Annotated in this window: 12 protein-coding genes; 8 read left to right on the top strand and 4 right to left on the bottom strand. The window is 72.4% G+C overall.

The annotated features are described in order from the left end of the window. Positions 1-8 precede the first annotated feature (8 nt). From ACIP84_RS30240 to ACIP84_RS30230, 3 genes are all read left to right on the top strand, one after another. Positions 9-629 (top strand): HAD family hydrolase, encoded by a 621-nt coding sequence (locus ACIP84_RS30240; RefSeq protein WP_401802077.1) that lies wholly within the window; start codon positions 9-11, stop codon positions 627-629. A 177-nt stretch (positions 630-806) separates the two neighbouring features. Continuing rightward, the gene (locus ACIP84_RS30235) at positions 807-1,358 is read left to right on the top strand and encodes a DinB family protein (protein WP_401802076.1); all 552 of its coding nucleotides are present in this window, start codon (positions 807-809) and stop codon (positions 1,356-1,358) included. A gap of 1,080 nt (positions 1,359-2,438) precedes the next feature. Next, positions 2,439-4,379 (top strand): protein kinase, encoded by a 1,941-nt coding sequence (locus tag ACIP84_RS30230; protein ID WP_401802074.1) that lies wholly within the window; start codon positions 2,439-2,441, stop codon positions 4,377-4,379. A 53-nt stretch (positions 4,380-4,432) separates the two neighbouring features. Here the strand turns inward: ACIP84_RS30230 and ACIP84_RS30225 are convergent, their stop codons facing one another. Continuing rightward, positions 4,433-4,846, bottom strand: a complete 414-nt coding sequence (locus tag ACIP84_RS30225) for a Zn-ribbon domain-containing OB-fold protein (RefSeq protein WP_401802071.1) — start codon at positions 4,844-4,846, stop codon at positions 4,433-4,435. After that, positions 4,846-5,295 carry a DoxX family membrane protein gene (locus ACIP84_RS30220; protein WP_355965946.1) on the bottom strand — a complete coding sequence of 150 codons (450 nt, stop codon included), beginning with the start codon at positions 5,293-5,295 and terminating at the stop codon, positions 4,846-4,848. The genes ACIP84_RS30225 and ACIP84_RS30220 overlap by 1 nt, the downstream gene beginning before the upstream one ends. A 238-nt stretch (positions 5,296-5,533) precedes the next feature. Here ACIP84_RS30220 and ACIP84_RS30215 point away from each other — a divergent pair, with 238 nt between their 5' ends. From ACIP84_RS30215 to ACIP84_RS30195, 5 genes are all read left to right on the top strand, one after another. After that, a complete protein-coding gene (locus ACIP84_RS30215; RefSeq protein ID WP_401802069.1) occupies positions 5,534-6,685 on the top strand; it encodes a flavin-containing monooxygenase in 1,152 nt (383 codons plus the stop codon). A 126-nt stretch (positions 6,686-6,811) separates the two neighbouring features. Continuing rightward, the gene (locus ACIP84_RS30210) at positions 6,812-9,034 is read left to right on the top strand and encodes an acetate--CoA ligase family protein (RefSeq protein WP_401802067.1); all 2,223 of its coding nucleotides are present in this window, start codon (positions 6,812-6,814) and stop codon (positions 9,032-9,034) included. 14 nt (positions 9,035-9,048) lie between these two features. Next, positions 9,049-9,834: an enoyl-CoA hydratase/isomerase family protein gene (locus ACIP84_RS30205; RefSeq protein ID WP_401802065.1), complete on the top strand. Its 786-nt coding sequence runs from the start codon at positions 9,049-9,051 to the stop codon at positions 9,832-9,834. 253 nt (positions 9,835-10,087) lie between these two features. Further along, a complete protein-coding gene (locus ACIP84_RS30200; protein WP_401802062.1) occupies positions 10,088-13,525 on the top strand; it encodes a hypothetical protein in 3,438 nt (1,145 codons plus the stop codon). Between the two features lie 131 nt (positions 13,526-13,656). After that, a complete protein-coding gene (locus ACIP84_RS30195; protein ID WP_355965932.1) occupies positions 13,657-14,265 on the top strand; it encodes a flavin reductase family protein in 609 nt (202 codons plus the stop codon). Between the two features lie 59 nt (positions 14,266-14,324). Here the strand turns inward: ACIP84_RS30195 and ACIP84_RS30190 are convergent, their stop codons facing one another. Together ACIP84_RS30190 and ACIP84_RS30185 are read right to left on the bottom strand one after the other, a co-directional pair. Beyond that, positions 14,325-14,876, bottom strand: a complete 552-nt coding sequence (locus ACIP84_RS30190) for a hypothetical protein (RefSeq protein WP_401802059.1) — start codon at positions 14,874-14,876, stop codon at positions 14,325-14,327. Positions 14,877-14,899: 23 nt separating this feature from the next. Next, on the bottom strand, positions 14,900-16,207 hold the full coding sequence (locus ACIP84_RS30185) for an MFS transporter (RefSeq protein ID WP_401802057.1): 1,308 nt from the start codon (positions 16,205-16,207) through the stop codon (positions 14,900-14,902). Positions 16,208-16,294: the final 87 nt, after the last annotated feature.

Below are 16,294 nucleotides of genomic sequence, written 5' to 3'. Positions count from 1 at the left end.
TCGGGCGCATGACCAGCACGTTCGTTCTCTTCGACGTCGACGGCACCCTCATGGACGCCGTCGCCAACCAGCGCCGCGTCTGGCACGAGTGGGCCGCGCGCTACGGGGTCGACGGGGACGAGGTGTACGCCGTCGCGCTCCGGACGCGACCCGTCGAGACGTTCGCGGCCGTGGCCCCGGGGCGGGACCCGGCCGAGTGCCTCGCCCTGCTGCACGCGCTGGAGGACGAAGACGTCCGGACGGGCTCGTACGCGGCCTTCGACGGGGCCGCAGAGCTGCTGAACTCCCTACCGGTGGACCGATGGGCACTCGTCACGTCGAACTACGAGCACCGGGTGCGGGGGCGGTTCGAGCGGACCGGGCTTCCGGCGCCGGGGCTGATCGTGGACGCGGCGTCGGTGGCCGAAGGGAAGCCGTCCCCGATGCCGTACCTGCTCGCGGCCGAGAAACTGGGCGCGGATCCAGCGGACTGCCTGGTGATCGAGGACGCGCCGTCCGGCGTCCGCTCGGGCCTTGCGGCCGGGATGACGGTCTGGACGGTCAACACCGAGGCACCGCATCCTGAGGCCCATCGACACTTCCGGTCACTGGCGGAGGCCGCGCCTCATATCGTGGGTGCGCTGGGCTGAGGAAGCGGCCAGTCTGGGCTGAGGAAGTAGCTGGCCTGGGCTGAGGAAGCGGCCAGTCTGGGCTGAGGAAGTAGCCGGCCTGGGCTGATGAAGTAGCCGGTCTGGGCCGAGGGTTGGCGTCTCGGTCGGCCTCGTCCCGGGGTTATGGAGCGGTCGCCCGAGGACCATGATGCGGGGATGAAGATTCCCGACCGACGGATCGAACTGTTCACCGGCGCCGAGAGCGAGCACCGGTTCGGCGGCCCTGCCACCGGCGACGAGAAGACCATGCTGGTGGCCATGCTGGACGCCCAGAGGGCCACGCTGAAGCTGAAGTGCTCCGGCCTGGGAGCAGAGTTGGCCGTGCGGTCCGTGCCGCCTTCCTCGCTGTCCCTGCTGGGCCTCGTACGACACCTCGCCGACGTGGAACGCCGATGGTTCCGGTCGGTGCTCGCCGGACACGACGTCGAGCTGCGCTTCTCGTCGGTCGAAGCGCCCGAGGGCGACTTCGACGGCGCGGGACCCGAACCCGAGATCGTCGCGGAGTCCTGGGCGGCGTGGGAGACCGAGGTCGCCTTCGCGGAGGCATTCGTGGCCGAGGCCACGCACCTGGACGTCGAGGGACATGACGGGTGGCGGGGAGCGGTCTCGCTGCGCTGGGTGCTCATCCACATGATCGAGGAGTACGCGCGTCACAACGGTCACGCCGACTTGATCCGCGAGCGGATTGACGGGGCGGTTGGGGTGTGATGGGGGGGCGGGGGTGCGGGTCTTTGGGTTCTTGGGGTGGGCCGACAAGTGGGCTTCTGGTGGGACCGCCCTCTTTCCGAGAGTCGCTCCTTCCGGTGGTGCGTCAAGGGCGCTCCTTCGTCGCGTCGGCTTCGCCGATTCCGCTGCGCTCCACCCTTGACCCACCACCTCCAGGAGCGAAAACACTCTCGGAGGGCGGTCCAGGGGGCCGGGTCCACGCCGGGCTTCGGGCAGTAGTCGGCGTCGGCTTGCGTGTGCCGGTCGGTGGGTGGGGGCTTGGTTTGTTGCGGGGGCCGGTGGGCTTCCGTCGGTGGGTTCGGGGTGCGCGGTTGTTGAATGGGGCGGTCGGGGTCCGGCTCAGCGTCGAAATGCCGGCTGGGGTGGGGCTTCAGGCCCCGCTGGTCACTCCCGGTGGGTGGGGGCGTGGACAACTGCGCACTACTCCGAGTAACACCCCCCGGAATAAGCCCCATACGGGGCGAATCGCCCTTATCGGGCGATGAAAGTGCAAGAAACTCACGCCACCAGCTCCCACCACCCACCAACACAGACCAGCGGGGCCTGAGGCCCAGCCCGAGGACTGCGGTCGGCCGCTAAGCCGAGCCGGGCCGCCCCATTCAACGACCGCGCACCCAGAACCCACGGAACTGCGCCCACCCCGCCCCGCCACAAACCAAGCCCCCACCCACTCACCGGCAGACGCCCGCAACGCCCGGCCACTGCCCGAAGCCCCGCGTGGCCACGCCCCCCGGCCGCCCTCCGAGTGTGAAAAGGCGGCCTCCGCCGCCGGGTCAAGGGTGGGCGCAGCCCATCGCGCAGCGACGCGACCGCAGGGAGCGCCCTTGACGCGGCGGCGGAGGCCGCCACACTCGGAAAGAGGGCGGCCGCACCCGAGGCTTATGCGGAACCCCCACCCCCAGAACCCCGCCCCCACGACCGCATCACCCGCCGTTCAACTACAGTCCAGAAACAAGCACTTGGCTTCGATTCAGATCACAAACCCCCTCCGCTACTGTGTGGCCCATGCAGGGGGAACTGGAAAACAACTCTAATTTGGGCAGTCTGGACGGCAGCGGGGCCATGCCTCTGGAACCGGGTGATCCCCGGCAGATCGGCGCCTTCAGGCTGCTCGGTGTCCTCGGGTCCGGCGGCATGGGGCGGGTCTATCTCGGCGCCGTGCCCGGGAAGTTCGCCGCCGTGAAGCGGGTGCTCCCCGTCCTCGCCGAAGACGCCGACTTCCTCAGCCACTTCGGCCACGAGCTCGACAACCTCGCCCGGCTCCCCGCCGGTGCCAACACCAAGCTGCTCGCCAGCGACCGCACGGCCAAGCCCCCGTGGTTCGCCACCGAGTACATCCCGGGCATCACCCTCAACGAGGCCATCCGCCTGCACGGCGGCCCCCTCCCGGGCCCCGCCCTCTGGCGGCTCCTCCACCGTGCCGCCGTCGGGCTCGGCGTCGTCCACGGCGCCGACATGGTCCATCGCGACCTCAAGCCCTCCAACGTCATGCTCACCTCCTCCGGCCTCTCCCTCATCGACTTCGGCGTCGCCCGCGCCGCCGACCAGAGCCGGCTCACCAAGACCGGCATGGTCATCGGCACCCCCGCCTACATGGCCCCCGAGCAGGCCGTCGCCGACCGGCAACTCACCGGCGCCGCCGATGTCTTCGCCCTCGGCAGCCTCCTCCTCTACGCGGCGAACGGCCGCCCTCCCTTCGGCGACGGCTCCGGCCCCGACCTGCTCTACCGCGTCGTCCACGCCGAGCCCGAGTTCGGCCGGCTCACCGAGACCGAGCCCGAGCTCGCCGACCTCATCCGCACCTGCCTCGCCAAGGACCCGGCCGACCGGCCCACGGCCGCCGAGCTCGTCGAGCGCACCTCAGAGCGCGCCTCGGGCTCCCTCTGGCCCTCCGCCGTCGGTGAACGCATAGCCGAACGGGCCGCCTTCGCCGCCGAGCCGCCCACCGCCGAGCATCTGGCGGAGCTCGCGCGGGCCGAACCCGCCGAGGACGTCGCCACCGCCGCTCTCACCCCACAGGCCCGCTCGCAGGAGCCCGCCACCGCCTCTCCCGATCCGCTCGCCGTCACCGGTTCCGCTGCTCGCGGGCCGCGCGAGCAGCGGCGCAACCGGTTCTTCATGTTCGCCGTGCCCGTCGTCGTCGCGACCGGCACCACCCTGACCGTGGCCCTCGGCCCGTACCAGATCGGTCAGCTCGGCGCGGGCCCCGGGCCCTCCTCGTCGCCGTCCTCCGTGGCCTCGCAGCCGGCCAACGTGCAGCTGCCGTCGACCCCCGGCTCGCCTTCCGCCAAGACCCCGCCCGGCTCCAAGCCGCCGTCGTCCAAGCCGCCGGCCACCTCCCCGGTTGCGCCGCCGCCCGCCGACGGTGATGGTGGGGGTGGCGGTGGTGCCGTGGGCACCGGCACCCAGCCCGGGGGCGGTGACGGCGGCGGCGGGAGCGGCTCCGGCAGTGGTTCCGGCGGCGGGGCCGATCCCTCCGGCGGCGGGACCGACCCCACGCCCCCCGACGGTGGCGGCACCACGACCCGTCCCCCGGCCACGCAGCCGCCCCGGACCACCAAGCCCGCGCCCCCGCCGGCCACCGGCGGCTCGGCGCCCTCGGGGACGTACTCCGTCGAGAGCGTCTCCAACGGCGAATGCCTGGCCGAGTCCAATCCCGGCTACGCCATCATGGTCGACACCGCGCCGTGCGGCGGCCCGCCCAACAGCGGCACGATCTCCTACACCTGGATCTACTCGCCCGGCGCGAACGGCACCTTCCGGCTGATCAACAAGGCGACCGGCCACTGTCTTCAGCCGGGCGGGACACCGGGCTTCACCGCCAAGGCGTGCAACGGCTCCAGCACCCAGGCATGGAAGATCAACACCAAGACGTCCGCCGGTATGACCATCAAGAACATGAACAGCGGCCAGTGCATGATCGCCGGGCCGCCGTTCATGATGTCGTACACCTGCGACCCGAGCAGCGCGACCCAGCTCTGGAGGAACGTCTCCCCCGTCTGACCGGGGTCGGCCCACCGCCCGGCGCCCGGCCCCTACCGCCGAGCGCCTCGCGCCTACGTCGGGCGGCCGGCGGCGGCTCTCGTGAAGACCGGGGCCGTCACCTCGCCTTCCGGCCGGAAGGCGACCTCCAGCTCCATCCCGATCCGGAGGTCGCCCTCCGCCACGTCGACGACCTCGGTCATCATGCGCGGGCCCTCGGCGAGATCGACGACGGCCGCCACGTACGGGACGCGCTCGCCGAAGGGCGGAAGGTCGTTCCGGTGGACGACCGACCAGGTGTAGAGGGTCGCGCGGCCGCTCGCGCGTTCCCAGGTCACGTCCTCGCTCCAGCAGTGCGGGCAGAACTCGCGTGGGTAGTGGTGGACGCGGTCGCAGGCCGCGCAGCGGCGCAGAAGGAGGTGTCCCTCCGCGGCGGCGTCCCAGTACGGGCGGGTGAAGGTGTCGATGTCGGGGTCGGCAGCCGTCATCAGAAGATTCCGATCGCGTGGTCGAGGGACCAGGTCTGCCAGGACATGGCGAGGAGCGCGACGAGCGAGATGAGCGCCATCATCGCGTTCTGCCCCTGCTCGGCCCAGTCGTGGATCATGAGGACGAGGTAGAGAAGGTTCAGGAGGAGGCCGCCGATCAGGGCGATCGGGGTCAGGAGGCCGACCACCAGGCCGAGCCCGAGTGCCAGTTCGGCGTAGACGACGACGTACGCCATGAGCTTGGGGCGCGGTGCGACGATCGTCTCGAAGCCCTTCCTGACCGGCGGCCACTTGTGCTTGCCCGCCACGTCGGCGGCCCAGGCTATGCCGGTGCCGCGCTCGAACCAGCCCTTCCTGTCCTTGTGGCGCCAGCTCTCCAGCCACCACAGGCCGAGGCCGATGCGGAGGACGGCGAGCCATTCGGCGCCGGTGAGCCAGACGGTCTGCATGCGCGCTCCCCCTCGTGGGACACCACTGGATCTGACGGTACGTCAGTTCAGCGCAGCCCCGCCTCCCGCGCAAGAGGCGGGCGCCCAGCGACCTGGGCGGGCGGGCGGAACGAGGAGCCGCGGCGAGGGGAGCGAGCGGTCGAGGCGAGCGGGGCGAGCGGTCGGCGTGACCGATTCGTAACCGAAATCCCTCTTGACCGAGACCCACAGCGTGTACACGTCATTACGCTCAGCATTCATGGCCACCACCCCCCTTGCACTCTCTCCACAGGCTGACCACCCCGTGTACGTCATCGGCGCGGGCCCCGGCGGGCTCGCGGTCGCCGCCGCCCTGCGCGCGCGGGGCGTCCGCGCCGTCGTCCTGGAGAAGTCCGACGCCGTCGGCGCCTCCTGGCGCGCCCACTACGACCGACTGCGGCTGCACACCACCCGGCGGCTCTCCGCCCTCCCCGGACTCGCGATACCCCGCTCCTTCGGGCGCTGGGTCGCCCGCGCGGACGTGGTGCGCTACCTGGAGAAGTACGCGGAGAAGCACGAGCTGGAGATCGTGACGGGCGTCGAGGTCTTCCGCGTCGAGCGGGCCGGGGCCGACTGGGTCCTGCACGCGACCGGCGGACGCCGGCTCACCGGGCGTGCGGTCGTCGTGGCCACCGGCTACAACCACACCCCGCGGCTGCCCGACTGGCCCGGTCGCGACGCGTACGAGGGGCGCCTCGACCACGCCCGCTCCTACCGCAACCCGGAGCCGTACGCCGGGAAGGACGTCCTCGTCGTCGGCATCGGCAACACCGGCGCCGAGATCGCCGCCGACCTCGCCGACGGCGGGGCCGCCCGGGTGCGGCTCGCGGTGCGGACCGTGCCGCACATCGTGAAGCGCACCACCGCCGGCTGGCCGGCGCAGCGCTCGGGCATCCTCGTCCGCCGCCTGCCGACGGCCCTGGTCGACCGGCTGGGCGCCCTCGCGGCCCGGGTCGGGACGCCGGACCTCTCGGAGTACGGGCTGCCCCGGCCCGACAAGGGCCTCGCGACGCGCCAGCGCGAGGGCGCGATCCCGGTGCAGGACGTGGGACTGATCGACGCGGTGCGGGCGGGGAAGGTCGAGGTCGTCGCGGCCGTGGAGGCCTTCGAGGGCGGTGAGGTGGTCCTCGCGGACGGCACCCGGATCGCCCCGGACGCGGTGATCGCGGCGACCGGCTACCGGCGCGCCCTGGAGCCGCTCGTCGGGCATCTGGACGTGCTCGACGAGCGCGGTCACCCGGTGGTGCACGGGGCGCGCTGCCCGCGCGAGGCGCCTGGGCTGTACTTCACGGGGTTCACGAACCCGATCAGCGGAATGTTCCGGGAGCTGGCGATCGACGCGGAGAAGATCGCGCGGCGGATCGCGCGGTAACCGCGGCCGGGCCATCCGGCGCCTCATGCAACCGCGCCGCCTCACACCTATTCCTGACTAGCCGTCAGTTCTGTAATCTGACTGAGCGTCAGGTGTATACGGATGGGTGAAGGGCGGGCGGAACACATGCTTGGATCGACTCACGGCACCTTCACCACCGATCTCCGCGCCCGCGTGGTCGCCTGCGGGGAGTCGCCCCGCACCACCGTGCACGGAGTCGCCGCCGCCCCCGGCGACCAGGACGTCAGCGGGCGCCCCCTGCACGCCGCCGTGCCCGACCTCGACCGCTTCTTCCGGCCCGAGTCCGTCGCCGTCGTCGGCGCGTCCGACGCCGAGGGCCGGCCCAACACCGGGATCACCCGGCAGCTGCTCGCCTGGGCCGAGCGGGTCGGCGCCCGGCTGGTGCCCGTGCACCCGACCCGTACCAGCGTGTTCGGGATCGACTGCGTACCCTCCGTCGGCGCGCTCACCGAACCCGTCGACCTCGCCGTCCTCCTCGTCGCCGACCCGCTCCCCGTCATCGAGGAACTCGCCGAGACCAAGGTGAAGTTCGCGGTCGCGTTCGCCTCCGGCTTCGCCGAGACCGGCGAGGCGGGGGCCGCCGCGCAGGAACGTCTCGCCGCAGCCGTACGCCGCTCCGGGCTCCGTCTCCTCGGCCCCAACACCAACCTCAACGCCTTCGAGCGCTTCCGCGAGGACCTCGAAGGCCCCGCCGTCGCCCTCATCACCCAGTCCGGCCACCAGGGGCGGCCCGTCTTCACCCTCCAGGAGCTCGGCGTCCGCCTCTCCCACTGGGCGCCCACCGGCAACGAGGCCGACCTGGAGACCTCCGACTTCATCTCGTACTTCGCCGGACGGCCCGAGGTCGGCGCCATCGCCTGTTACGTCGAGGGCCTCAAGGACGGCCGCTCCTTCCTCCTCGCCGCCGACCGGGCCGCCCGCCATGGCGTCCCGGTCGTCGCCGTGAAGGTCGGCCGCACCGAGACCGGGGCCCGTACGGCCGCCTCCCACACCGGCAAGCTCACGGGCGCCGACCAGGTCGTCGACGCGGCCATGCGCCAGTTCGGGGTGATCCGGGTCGACGGGCTCGACCAGCTCCAGGACACCGCGACCCTGCTCGCCCGCGCCCGTCGCCCGCGGGCCGATGGCGTCGTCGTCTACTCCATCTCCGGTGGTACGGGTGCCCACTTCGCCGACCTGGCCACCGCGGCGGGGCTCCGGCTGCCCACCCTCCCGCAGGCCAAGCAGGACGAACTGCACGAGTGGATCCCGGAGTACCTGAGCGTCGCCAACCCGGTCGACAACGGCGGCCACCCGGTCGGCGACTGGCGCGGCCGGAAGATCATCGACGCGATCCTCGCCGACCCGTCGGTGGGCGTGCTGATCTGTCCGATCACCGGGCCGTTCCCTCCCATGAGCGACAAGCTCGCCCAGGACCTCGTCGACGCGGCCGAGGCGACGGACAAGCTGGTGTGCGTGGTGTGGGGGTCGCCGGTCGGTACGGAGGACGCGTACCGCACGACCCTGCTGGGCTCCTCGCGCGTCGCCACCTTCCGTACGTTCGCCAACTGCATCGGGGCCGTGAAGGCCTATCTCGACCACCACCGCTTCACCACCGCCTACCGCTCCCCCTTCGACGAGGCACCCCGCACCCCCTCCCCCTCCTTCCGCAAGGCCCAGGCCCTCATGCGGCCCGGCCGGCGGCTCAGCGAGCACGCGGCGAAGCAGCTCCTGCGGGCGTACGGGATACGGGTGCCGCGCGAGCAGCTCGTCACCAGCGCGGCGGCGGCCGTCCGGGCCGCCGGGCTCGTCGGCTACCCGGTCGTGATGAAGGCCTCGGGCGCGCAGCTCGCCCACAAGACCGAACTGGGCCTGGTGAAGGTCGGGCTGACCTCCGCGAGCCAGGTCAGGGACGCGTACCGCGAGCTCACCGACATCGCTCGCTTCGAGTCGATCGACCTCGACGGGATCCTCGTCTGCCAGATGGTCGGGCGCGGCGTCGAGATGGTGGTGGGCGTGACCCGCGACGACCTGTTCGGTCCGACGGTGACGGTCGGGCTCGGCGGGGTCCTGGTGGAGGTCCTCAACGACACGGCCGTACGGGTCCCGCCGTTCGGGGAGTCCGAGGCGCGCTCGATGCTCGGCGAGCTCCGCGGCCGGGCCCTTCTCGACGGGGTACGGGGCGCGCCGCCGGCCGACGTGGACGCGCTCGTCGAGGTGGTGCTGCGGGTGCAGCGGATGGCCCTGGAACTCGACGGCGACCTCGCCGAGCTCGACATCAACCCGCTGATGGTGCTGCCGCGGGGGCAAGGGGCCGTGGCCCTGGACGCGCTCGCGGTCTGCCGCTGAGGAGATCAGGCTTCATGTCCGATGTGCTGCACGCCGTCGAGAACGGCGTCTCGTGGATCACCCTCAACCGCCCCGAGGCGATGAACGCGGTCACCTGGGACCAGCGGGAACGCATCATGGCCCTGCTCGACGAGGCCTCCGCGGACCCGGACGTCCGGGCGGTGGTGGTGACGGCGACGGGCCGGGGCTTCTGCGCGGGGGCGGACCTGCGGGGCGCGCCGGCGGTGGCGGAGACCGTCCCCGGGGACGTGGCGCGCACGATCCGGCGCGGGGCGCAGCGGTTCATCGGGGCGGTCATGGACTGCGAGAAGCCGGTGATCGCGGCGGTGAACGGGACGGCGGCGGGGATCGGGGCGCACCTTGCGTTCGCGTGCGATCTGGTCCTGGCGTCCGAGTCGGCCCGGTTCATCGAGGTGTTCGTACGACGGGGGCTCGTCCCGGACGGCGGCGGGGCGTATCTGCTGCCGCGGCTGATCGGGCCGCAGCGGGCGAAGGAGCTGATGTTCTTCGGGGACGCGGTGTCGGCGGCGGAGGCGCGGGAGCTGGGGCTGGTGAACCGGGTGGTTCCGGCGGAGGCCTTGGAGAAGACGGCCCGGGAGTGGGCCGAGCGCCTGGCGCAGGGCCCGACGCGGGCGCTCGCGCTGACGAAGCAGCTGGTGAACGCGTCCCTCGACACGGACCGCGCGGCCGCCTTCGCGGCGGAGGCGGCGGCGCAGGAGATCAACATGACGACGCGGGACGCGAAGGAGGGGGTGGCGAGCTTCGTGGAGCGGCGGGAGGCGCGGTACCTGGGGAGATAGTCGCGCGACGGTGGCGGACCTGGGCCGTATCGTGTGTCGCGCATATGCCACACGCTGCCGCTCCGGGGGGAACGGAATGCCCAACTCTGCGCGCTCGCGCCTGAGATCCAGACGATTCACAGGATCCGTACGATCCACGAGAGCGCTCCTGCTTGTCCCTGCCCTACTGACGGCCTTGCTGGGGTCCGCGGTCCCAGCGGGTACGGCCCTGGCCGCGACGCCCACGCCGCCGGCTGCCGCGGCAACCGATCCGGTGCCCACGCCGTCCGAGGACCCGACGCCCACCGACGAGCCCGTACCCACGCCGTCCGAGGAGCCCCTGCCGTCCGAGGAGCCCACGCCGACCGGCCCGCCCTGTCCCGACCTGGCGCTCACTCCTCTCGGCGCTCGTGCCGACGCGAGCGGTTCCTTCACGGTCGAGGGAGGTGCCACCGCCTGCTTCACGTTGACCGCGGAGAACCCGGGTCTGTACCAGATGCTCGTCGCCGGTCAGTCCGTGAACCCGGCGCTGTACTCGGGTGAGAACCACGTCGACTGCGAGGACCAGTACTACCGCTACACCTGGTGCAGGCTCGACGCCGGGACGTACACGCTCAAGCTCTACAACAGCGGTTGGTCGACCGCGCAGGACCTCGTCTCCATGGTCCCGCTGACGGCCGCCCCCGGCTGCCCGGCGCTCCCCGGCACGGCCTACGACTCGGTCCCGGCGACCGGGAAGGGCCACGGCCGGACGGGCGTCGTCTGCCACTCCTTCACGGCCTCCGCAGGTGACCGGGTCACCCTCGACGCCCAGCTCGGCGGCTACGAACCGGCCTCCTGGATCACCGACGGCACCGGCAAGCGCATCTGTCCCGTCCACAACGAGGACAACAGCAACGGCTGCGTCCTGCCGGAAGGCACCGACGGCTACCGGGTCCTCGCCATCGTGCCGGACGCGGACGACGGCACCGCCTCGCCGTACACGATCAAGGTCCGCCGTCTGTCGGACCCGGTGGGCTGCGCCCCCGTGACCGTGACCGCCTATGGCGCCGCCCCTGCCAAGGCCGCCCCGGGGACTGGGTGCAGGACGTTCACCCCGAAGGCGACCGGCCGCTACGACGTGGCCGAAATCGGCCCGGACACCAATGCCGGAAACCTCACGGTGTTCGCCGCGAACGGCACCACCGCCTGCCGCGAGGGCCAGAACTGCACGCTCACCGCAGGCGTCCCGTACACCCTCGTCACCGACAAGTCCGTACGCATCCTCGACCGCGCCTCTGCGGAGGGCTGCGCCGACGATGTCACGCTCGCGGCGACCTACCGGGGGACGTTCGACGCACGCGGTGCTGTGGACTGCCTCCACCTGCCTGTTCCTCAGGACGCGCACATCGCCGTCCTGACCGACCGTGCCGCCGATCTCACCGTCCTCGACGCGACCGGCACGGCCTTCTGCTCCGACAGCCTCATCATGGGCCCGTGCGAGCTGGGCGGCACCGCCCCGTACCGCCTGCTGGCATCCAAGGCCTACGAGGACGCCCCGTCCGACGCGTACCGTCTCGTCGTCCACCGCACGGACGCCCCGAGCGCCTGCCGGACCTTCGAGGCAGGCGACTTCACCACGAACCCGACGCGGATGGCCGTGCGGACCGGCGGCGGCACCTTCGCCGACTGTCTGGCCATCCCGGCCACGGGTCATTCGGCGCGCGAGCTCACGCAGATCCAGAAGATCTCGGGCACCCCGGGCGCCGAAGTCAGGGTCCTCGACACGAGCGGCAAGAGGGTCTGCTCGATCAGCACCTACTCCAGCACCTGGACCACGTGCGAGCTGACGCCCGGTCTCGCGCACACCGTCCTGATCCAGGGCCAGGACCAGCCGGCCGAGTTCGCCCTCACCCGCAGGGACGTCACCACCACGGCACGCGGCTGCGTCACCACCCCGGCCGTCGCCGTCGGCGGACCGTCCACCGGCGGTGTCCCGGCGAAGCCGGGGACCTTCCTCTGCCACCAGGTGACGACGGCGGACGAGCGGGACACCCTGCACCTGAACGCGCGGGACGCGCGGAGCTCCGCGCGGTTCGCCGTCTACGACGCGACCGGCGTGGCCCTGTGCGGCTACTTCACCAACGGCTGCGCGGTCACGGGCTCCAAGCGCTACCAGGTTCTCGTCGTCGTCCGGGAGGGCGAGACCGCCGCGCCCGCCTACCGCCTCGACGCCCTGCTGATCGGCACGGCCACCGGCCCCGCGCCCGAGTGCGTCACGGTGCCGAACGTCAGCTACGGCTTCGGGCCGCTGGTCGGCACGCTGTCGGAGCAGAAGACGGCGCTGTGCGCGGTGCTGCCGACGGCGACGCGCGACAGCTTCGACCTGAAGCTCTCGCCCACGGGGACGCCCGCGCAGCTGCCGACGCCGAAGCTGTACCACTCGTCCCCTTTGAAGGACGGCTGCAACCAGACCTTCGGCCCCGACGGCTACGCGTACACGTGCGGTCTGCCGACCGAGGACTTCGAGCGGGTGGCGCGGACGAGCACCCTGGTGGTCGGGCTACCGGAGACCCCGGCCCAGGCCACGACGGCGGTGCGTGTCGAGGCCAGGTGCGCCTCCAGCCTGTGCGGGCCCGAGGAGTGGACCGTCGGCAGCGTCGGCCCTGCCACCATCGGCCGTGGCAAGATCACGATGAAGGTCACCGGCACCGCTCTGCACGACGAGGACCAGCTGTTCCTGATGCAGTCGGGCTCGGACTACCGCGCCCTGTCGACCGCGACCACGGTCGCCCCGGACCGGCGGAGCATGACGGTCTCGGTCGACCTGACGAACGCACCGCTCGGGCCGCTCCTGACGAGGGTGTACACGCGCTACTCGTACTCCCGGGACAGCAACGCCGTCTCCGTCGTCGCGGCCCTCCGCAACACCGCCGCCGCCACCTTCTCCGGATCCTTGGTCGTCGGCTCGACGGTAACGGCGAAGCCAGGCTCGTGGTCGCTTCCGGTGGACTCGCTCTCGTACCAGTGGCGGGCAAACGGGGTCGCGATCGCGGGGGCCACGGCCGCCACGTACCCGATCTCCTCCTCCGTCCTGGGCAAGCAGCTGTCCGTGGCGGTGATCGCCCGGAAGGCGGGGCATCCGACGCTGACCTCCGTCAGTACCGCCGCGCTCGTCAAGGGCGCCGCCCCCAAGCCCACCAAGGTCCCGACCTTCACCGGCGCCACCCGCGTCGGGAGCAAGCTCACGGCCGTCGTCGGGACCTGGTCGCCGTCACCGACCTCGTACGCGTACCAGTGGCGGGGCGACGGGGTCGCGATCTCCGGGGCGACAGGGGCCACGTACACGCCCGTCGCCGCCCTCCGGAACAAGAAGCTCAGCGTGACCGTCACGGCGCACCGGACCGGCCACCTCAGCGGGAGCCACACCACCGCCGGGTACACCGTCGCGAGCGGGCTCGCGCCCAAGGCGACCAAGGCCCCGGCCCTCACCGGCACCGTCAAGGTCGGGCGGACGCTCACGCTGAACCGGGGGACGTGGACTCCGGCGCCCACCTCGTACGCGTATCAGTGGTACGCGAACGGGCGGGCGATCAGCGGGGCCACCCGTGCCGCGTTCACGCTCACCAAGGCCCAGCGCGGGACCAGGATCACCGTCAGGGTGACCGCCCATCGCACCGGGCACGTCTCCGGTGTCGCCTGGACCCGGGCGACGGGCGCCGTCGCCGGCTGATCCCGCGGCCGGATGGAGGGAGAGCCCCCGGGGCGGCGGTCCTGCCGCCGCCCCGGGGGCTCTCGCGTGCCCGGCGTCCCGCCGGGTCTTCACCGTCCCCACCCTGTTCATCTGACGACCCGTCAGGTTCAATGGGCGGTGTGATGGGACACGCGGGGATGGCGGCCACCGTCGTCCGACACCTGAGAGCGGCCGGTTCGCCGACGGCCGTGGAACCACTGCCCCGGCCGGTACTGCGCGCGGTACGGGAGGACGAGCGACCGCCCGTCGACCCGGCCGAGTTCCGCCGCGTCCTCGGCCACTTCGCGAGCGGGGTCACGATCGTGACCGCCCTCGACACGGCAGGACCGGCCGGATTCGCCTGCCAGTCCTTCGCCTCCCTCTCCCTCGACCCGCCCCTGGTCGCCTTCATGGTCGCCCGTACGTCGACGACCTGGCCCCGGATCGCGGGCGCGGGCACCTTCTGCGTCAACGTCCTCGGGGCCGACCAGGGTCCGCTGTGCCGGTCGTTCGCGGTCAGCGGCGCGGACAAGTTCGCGGGCGTCGACTGGACCCCGGCCCCGGTCACGGGCTCCCCACGACTCGCCGGCGCGCCCGCCTGGATCGACTGCGCGATCACCGCCGTGCACACCGGGGGCGACCATCTGGTCGTGGTGGGGCGGGTGGAGTCGCTGGGGGCGGAGGAGGACGGGGATCCGCTGCTGTTCCACCGGGGGAGGTTCGGGCGCTTCAGCGGCTAGACGCGCAAGCGCCTCAGTGCGGAAGCACCCTGTCGGGAAAGCCCCGGCGCGCAAGCGCCTCAGGTCTCGATCGCGCCCGTGTACAGGCCCAGGGTGCCGAGCAGGAACACGGTCAGCACCGCGACCGTCCCCCACACCAGCAGCGCCACGAAGTAGCCCCGCCGAGCGTGACGCGTGACGAGCGCCGCCACGGCCAGGCACACCGTGGCCACCAGCCAGCCCGGCCCGCCCGCGAGCGGCCACAGCAGGGCTCCGGCGGCGGTCGACAGGAGCAGCTGCCAGCCCGTCGGGCGTCCGCCCGCCCGGCGTGTCAGGGCCTCGCCCAGGAGCACGACCGGCAGCACGAGCGCGGCGGAGACCGCGAACGCCGGAAGCAGGAAGAACACCGCGAGGAACGGGAGCGCGAGGAGGGTCAGCGCGCTGAGGCGCTCCTCGCCCGGCTCCGGCTGCCCGGCGTCCCCGAACACCACGAGGAGGATCGTGGCGAGCGCCCCCTCCAGGGCCAGCGCGAGCACCGAGGCCCACAGCATGCGTAGGTACGTGCGGCCCTCGCCACGCTCGTCCACGGCCCGCAAGTCCGTTCCCCGCACGCCCATGTCCTGACCGCCCATGCGCGATCACCCCCTCGCAGCCATCATGCTCCGGCCAGCGGCACCACCTCCTTCGGGGGTCGGCGGATCACCAGGGCCATCAGCGCCGCCGCCGCGCACAGCGCCCCCGAGGCGTACCAGACGAGGTCGTACGAGCCGAAGACGTCGCGGGCCACTCCGCCCGCGAACGCGATGACCGCCGCGCCCACCTGGTGGGAGGCGAGGACCCAGCCGAAGACGATCGCCGAGTCCTCGCCGTAGTGCTCGCGGCACAGGGCGATGGTGGGCGGGACCGTGGCCACCCAGTCCAGGCCGTAGAACACGATGAAGAACAGCATCGGCGGGTGCACGGACGGGGCGAGCAGCATCGGCAGGAAGAGGAGCGAGACGCCACGGAGGGCGTAGTAGACCGCGAGGAGCCGGCGGGCCTCGAAGCGGTCGGTGAACCAGCCGGAGGCGATCGTGCCGACGACGTCGAAGACCCCGATGACCGCGAGCAGTCCGGCCGCCGCCGTCACCGGCATCCCGTGGTCGTGGGCCGCCGGGACGAAGTGGGTCTTCACCAGGCCGTTCGTCGACGCCCCGCAGATCGCGAACGTGCCCGCCAGGAGCCAGAACGGGCCGGTCCGGGCCGCCTTGAACAGGACCGTGACCGTCCGCCGGGCCGCGCCCGTCACGGGCGCCGGCTTGTCGGCGTACTCCCCGCCGTACGGGGCGAGTCCGACGTCCGCCGGATGGTCCCGGAGCAGCAGCCACACGAACGGGACCACCGCGAGCGCGGCGAGCGCCACGGTCACGGCCGCCGGGCGCCAGCCGTGGTGCTCGACCAGCCAGGACAGCAGGGGCAGGAACACCAGCTGCCCGGACGCGCCGGCCGCCGTGAGGATGCCCGTCACCAGACCGCGGCGGGCCACGAACCAGCGGTTGGTGACGGTCGCGGCGAACGCGAGGGCCATCGAGCCGCTGCCGAGCCCGACGAGCACGCCCCAGAAGAGGACGAGCTGCCAGGCCGCCGTCATCCAGACCGTGAGCACCGATCCCAGTGCGATGACCGACAGCGCCACCGCCACGATCCGGCGGATGCCGAAGCGGTCCATGAGGGCGGCGGCGAAGGGGGCGGTGAGGCCGTAGAGGGCGAGGTTCACCGAGACGGCGAAGCCGATCGTGCCCCGCGACCAGTCGAAATCCTCGTGCAGCGGCTCGATCAGCAGGCCCGGGAGCGACGCGAACGCCGCCGCGCCGATGATCGTGACGAAGGTGACCGCCGCGACGAACCAGGCGCGATGGACGCGCGGGGTGCGAACGGGGGGACGGTCGGACGGGCGGACCGCGCGCTCGGTTGTCTGGGCCATGCCACCGAGCATTCCGGGCCGGCCGGAGCCCGACCATTGGCCCGGATGACAGGTTTCCAAAGGATCGGGACACGCGGCCACGGGCGG

The organism is Streptomyces sp. NPDC088707, from assembly GCF_044752725.1.
In the GTDB taxonomy this organism is placed as follows: Bacteria; Actinomycetota; Actinomycetes; order Streptomycetales; family Streptomycetaceae; genus Streptomyces.
The sequence above is the reverse complement of the archived record's forward strand: the minus strand, read 5'-3'. Positions and strand labels throughout refer to the sequence as shown.

Excerpts from the sequence above, each read along its gene's own strand:
- ACIP84_RS30240 (WP_401802077.1), top strand. The coding sequence starts at position 9 with ATGACCAGCACGTTCGTTCTCTTCGACGTCGACGGCACCCTCATGGAC.
- ACIP84_RS30235 (WP_401802076.1), top strand. The coding sequence starts at position 807 with ATGAAGATTCCCGACCGACGGATCGAACTGTTCACCGGCGCCGAGAGC.
- ACIP84_RS30230 (WP_401802074.1), top strand. The coding sequence starts at position 2,439 with ATGCCTCTGGAACCGGGTGATCCCCGGCAGATCGGCGCCTTCAGGCTG.
- ACIP84_RS30225 (WP_401802071.1), bottom strand. The coding sequence starts at position 4,846 with ATGACGGCTGCCGACCCCGACATCGACACCTTCACCCGCCCGTACTGG.
- ACIP84_RS30220 (WP_355965946.1), bottom strand. The coding sequence starts at position 5,295 with ATGCAGACCGTCTGGCTCACCGGCGCCGAATGGCTCGCCGTCCTCCGC.
- ACIP84_RS30215 (WP_401802069.1), top strand. The coding sequence starts at position 5,534 with ATGGCCACCACCCCCCTTGCACTCTCTCCACAGGCTGACCACCCCGTG.
- ACIP84_RS30210 (WP_401802067.1), top strand. The coding sequence starts at position 6,812 with ATGCTTGGATCGACTCACGGCACCTTCACCACCGATCTCCGCGCCCGC.
- ACIP84_RS30205 (WP_401802065.1), top strand. The coding sequence starts at position 9,049 with ATGTCCGATGTGCTGCACGCCGTCGAGAACGGCGTCTCGTGGATCACC.
- ACIP84_RS30195 (WP_355965932.1), top strand. The coding sequence starts at position 13,657 with ATGGGCGGTGTGATGGGACACGCGGGGATGGCGGCCACCGTCGTCCGA.
- ACIP84_RS30190 (WP_401802059.1), bottom strand. The coding sequence starts at position 14,876 with ATGGGCGGTCAGGACATGGGCGTGCGGGGAACGGACTTGCGGGCCGTG.
- ACIP84_RS30185 (WP_401802057.1), bottom strand. The coding sequence starts at position 16,207 with ATGGCCCAGACAACCGAGCGCGCGGTCCGCCCGTCCGACCGTCCCCCC.